Annotated in this window: 4 protein-coding genes; 1 reads left to right on the forward strand and 3 read right to left on the reverse strand. The window is 72.1% G+C overall.

Annotated features, from left to right (window positions below):
- A partial coding sequence (locus AC1DY2_RS16065) for a nicotinate phosphoribosyltransferase (RefSeq protein WP_476763333.1) occupies positions 1-1165 on the forward strand: 1165 nt, incomplete at its 5' end.
- Positions 1166-1217: 52 nt separating this feature from the next.
- Here AC1DY2_RS16065 and AC1DY2_RS16070 read toward each other — a convergent pair.
- The 3 genes from AC1DY2_RS16070 to AC1DY2_RS16080 form a co-directional block, all read right to left on the reverse strand.
- The gene (locus AC1DY2_RS16070) at positions 1218-1505 is read right to left on the reverse strand and encodes a DUF3039 domain-containing protein (RefSeq protein ID WP_309979667.1); all 288 of its coding nucleotides are present in this window, start codon (positions 1503-1505) and stop codon (positions 1218-1220) included.
- An 80-nt stretch (positions 1506-1585) separates the two neighbouring features.
- Complete coding sequence (locus AC1DY2_RS16075; protein ID WP_476763334.1) at positions 1586-3163, reverse strand: hypothetical protein; 1578 nt, start codon at positions 3161-3163, stop codon at positions 1586-1588.
- Positions 3139-4487 (reverse strand): ABC transporter ATP-binding protein (locus AC1DY2_RS16080; protein WP_476763335.1); only part of this gene is annotated, 1349 nt, incomplete at its 5' end. The genes AC1DY2_RS16075 and AC1DY2_RS16080, both read right to left, overlap by 25 nt.

Raw genomic sequence — 4487 nt, forward strand, 5'->3', positions numbered from 1 at the left:
GCGGCTCCTGGAGCTCGTGCAGCGGTTCCGCTTCGAGGACGCCGAGCTCGAATGGCTGCGGTCGAACGAGGTCGTTCGACCCGAGACGCTCGACTGGCTCGCCGACTACCGCTTCCGTGGCGACATCTGGGGGTATCGCGAGGGCGAGGCGTACTTCCCGGGTTCGCCCCTGCTGACCATCCAGGCGACGTTCGCCGAGGCCGTGATGCTCGAGACCGTGGTGCTGTCGACGCTGAACTACGACTCGTCGGTGGCCAGCGCCGCCGCGCGCATGGTCTCGGTCGCCCTCGGGCGGCCGATCGCCGAGATGGGCTCGCGTCGCACGAGCGAGTTGGCGGCGGTCGCCGCGGCCCGTGCCGCCTACATCGCGGGCTTCGACGCCACCTCCAACCTCGAGGCGGGTCGCACCTGGGGCCTGCCCACGATGGGCACCGCGGCCCACGCGTTCACGCTGCTGCACGACTCGGAGGAGGCGGCGTTCCGCGCACAGGTCGAGGCCTTCGGCCCCGACACGACCCTGCTCGTCGACACGTACGACATCGCGAGGGGCGTCGAGACGGCCGTGCGGGTCGCCGGCACGGGGCTCGGCGCCGTGCGCATCGACTCGGGCGACCTGCCCACGGTGGTGGCGGCCGTCCGCGAGCAGCTCGACTCGCTCGGCGCCGTCGACACGCGCATCACCGTGACGAGCGACCTCGACGAGTTCACGATCGCGGGCCTCTCGGGCGCCCCGGTCGACGCGTACGGTGTCGGCACGGCCGTCGTGACCGGCTCGGGATTCCCCGCGGCGGGCATGGTGTACAAGCTCGTCGCCCGTCGCGACGACGCCGGCGAGTGGGTCGCGGTGGCGAAGGCATCCACGCAGAAGGCGAGCGTCGGCGGCCGCAAGAACGCGGCACGGCGCCTCGACTCCACGCGCACCGCGCGGGAGGAGGTCGTCTACGTCGGCGACGGACCCGACGGCGAGGCCGAGTTCGAACCCGGCAGCCAACTGCGTCCGCTCATGGTGCACCTCATGCACGACGGCGTCGCCGACCCGGCGTTCCTCGGTGCCGAAGGCACGCGTGCGGCGCGCGAGCACCGGGCCGAGGTCATGCAGGAGCTGCCAATCGAGGCGTTCCGCCTCGGACGCGGCGAGCCGGTGATCCCGACGACCTACCGCTGACCGTGCGCACCGCTCTGCCGACGCACCGCCGGGAGACGCGCCGCCGGGAGGACTACGCCGACTTCATCCGCTCGTAGATCTCCTTGCAGGTGGGGCACACCGGGAACTTCTCGGGGTCGCGCCCCGGCGTCCACTTCTTGCCGCACAGCGCCTTGACGGGCTTGCCGGTGATCGCGGACTCGAGGATCTGGTCCTTCTTCACGTAGTGCGAGAACCGCTCGTGGTCGCCCGGCTCGATGGCCTCGTCCTGCAGGAGCTTCTCGAGCTCGCGGTCGAGCACGGAGGTGCCTCCACCGGGGGCGTCGGGGTCGGCGATGCTCGCGCGTGCAGGATCGATCATGTGCTCGATTCTACGCGCGGATGCCACGGTGCCGGCCTTCCCGCGATCCCGCAGCCGGCTCGTGCGATGCGGCGAGGAACTCAGGCGCGAAGCGCCGCGCCGAGGATCTCGGGCCCGCGCCGGTCGAACACGCGTCCGCCGGCCAGGATGCCGAGCACGAGCATCGCGATGCCGAGCCCGGTGCCCGCTGCGAACGCCGCCGCGTTCCACGTCGAGTCGCCGTCGAGGAAGCCGAGCGTCGCGAAGGCGAGTGCCGGGGCGGCCACGAGCAGTGATCCGAGCATGGTGATCGACTGCACGAGCGCCGTGATCGCGCCGGTCGACTGCGGCTGCTGGAAGGGGCTGTCGCCCGGCTTCACGGCCGGGTAGGGGAAGCGTGCCGACGTGATCGAGCCGACCCCGAGCCCGCCGAGGAGCAGGGCGGTGCTCACGCCGATGACCGACGGCAGCAGCCGCCAGTCGTCGATGACGAACACCGTCACGGAGCTGCCGAGACCGATCACGAGGATGCCGGCGATGAGCACGGGCACGAGCCGGCCTGCGCGATCGGATGCGCCGCGCACCCCTGAGGCCACGTGCAGCCACACCGCGGTGCTGTCATAGGCGGTGTCGTTGTGCAGCGACCATCCGAGCAGCAGGCACATGAGCGGCACCGGGATGAGGGCCGTGTAGGCGAGCGGGATGCCGGCGAGACCGAGGGGCACGATGACCAGCAGCGGCACGATCGGGATCATGATGAACGACACCCAGTAGCGGGCGTCGCGGAACCAGTAGGTGATGCTGCGGGCGGCCACCGCACCCGTCGCCGTGTGCGGCATCCGGTCGAACCAGCCGAGGCCACGGTAGCTCTTCGCCGAGGCCTCGCGGCCCGGGGTCACGAGCATGCGCGCCACGACCGCCTGCCAGGCCAGCCAGAGCGCTCCGAGCGTGAGCACGGCCACGAGGAACTTCAGGATGGCGACGCCCCAGTCGCCGGCCGCCGCGTCACCGGGTGCGGCGAAGGCGGCGCCGAGCGGGGTCCAGCCGAGCACGCCCGCGAGCGACTCGAGCACGCCGAGGCCGGAGCTGGCCCAGTCGAGCGTCGCGAGCACCACGATGATCGGCGAGATCAGCACGATGAAGAGCACGCCGAGCACGCTGCTGACCTCCCGCGCGCGTCGCGTGGCGAGCAGCACGGAGGCGAGTGAGGTCGAGACCCGGGCGAGCAGCAGGCACGTCGCGAAGGCGAGCGCCGCGGCGAGCAGCGCGAGGATGGTCTCCCCCACTCCACGCGACCAGGTCACGACGGTCCCGGCGAGCACGATCGCGAGCACGAAGGCGGGGATCCCGATCATGGCGGCGATCGCGAGGCCGAACGCCAGGGTGCGGTCGGGCAGACCGAACAGCGCGAACCGCCGTGGGTCCATGGTGTCGTCGACGCCGAACAGCAGCGGGAGCACCACGAAGCCGATCACCGTCGCCGAGCCCGCGACGATGAACACGTCGCGGATGAGCTCGACGTCACCGACGAAGCGCAGCCCGACGAGCGTCATGAACAGGAGCGCGGCGAGACCCRGTCCGTAGACGAGGCCGAGCACGATCCCCACGACCTGCCAGACGCTCCGCCGGAAGATGTTCCCGAGCAGGCGCAGCTTCAGTCGGAGAAACTGTGCAACCATTCCATGCCTTCCGCTGCCTTGCGTCCGCCGGCGAGCTCGACGAAACGGTCTTCGAGCGTCTCGCCGGCGCGCACCTCGTCGAGCGTTCCGGATGCCAGCACCCGGCCGCCCACGATGATCGCCGCCGAGTCGCAGACGCGCTCGATGAGGTCCATGCCGTGGCTGGAGAGCACCACCGTGCCGCCGCCGCCGACGTACCGCTCGAGGATCTCCGTGAGGTTGGCCGCGGAGACGGGATCGACCGACTCGAAGGGCTCGTCGAGCACGAGGAGACGCGGAGCGTGGATCATGGCGCAGGCGAGCGCGATCTTCTTCGTCATGCCCGCGGAGTAGTCGGCGACGAGCCGGTCGACGGCGTCCTCGAGGCCGAAGGCGGCGATGAGCTCGGTGCTCCGTTCGCGCACGGTACGACTGTCGAGGCCGCGCAGGACCCCCGAGTAGTAGAGCAGCTGGGCACCGGTGAGGCGGTCGAAGAGCCGCAGCCGGTCGGGCAGTACGCCGGTGGCGCGCTTGGCCGCGCGCTGGTCGGCCCACGCGTCGATGCCGTTGATGCGCACCATGCCGGCGTCGGGTCGGAGCAGGCCGGTGACCATCGAGAGCGTCGTGGTCTTGCCCGCGCCGTTCGGACCGACGATGCCGTAGAACGAGCCGGCTCGCACATCGAGGGTGATGCCGTCGACGGCGGTGTTGTCGCCGAACTTCTTCACGAGGCCCTCGATCGAGAGCACCGTGGGTGCGTCGGGCGACGGCGCCGGCCGCGCGACGCGGAGCGTGCGCTTCTTGCGGGCGGTCGCCTTGCGCGGCGCCGGGATGACCGCGACCGCCAGGTCGACGGTGGCATCGGATGCCTCGGGCTCGCTGTCGACCGTGGAGACCGGGGCCGCCTCGGTCTCGGGCGGCGCGGTGGTCGCAGCGGCCACGTCAGCCGCATCGAGGTCGACCTCGACTCCCGCATCGGAGAGGACGTCCTCCAGGGTCATCGTGGCCGGAGCCCCGTCGACGGGTACGTGATCGCTGAGGACCGGGGCAGCGGATGCCGCGGCTGCAGCCTCGGCCGCTGCCGTGGGCGTCTCGGGCGCCTTGCTCTCGGCACGCGGCGACGGATCGGCGATCGCGTCGTCGGCGATCGCCGCGGCCGCGACGACGGCGGCAGCCCTGGCGGCGGCCTGTCGCTCGGGCCGCTCGCGCGTGGTCTCGTCGATCTCGGAGGCGGCAGTCGCTCCGGCCGCGGGTCCGACGGGTGCCGCCTCGGCGGCCGGCGCGGCAGCGGGTGCGACGGGAGCCGCCTCGGCGGCCTGCGCGGCAGCGGGTGCGACGGGAGCCG

This window comes from Agromyces sp. P1_H4 (assembly GCF_056405255.1).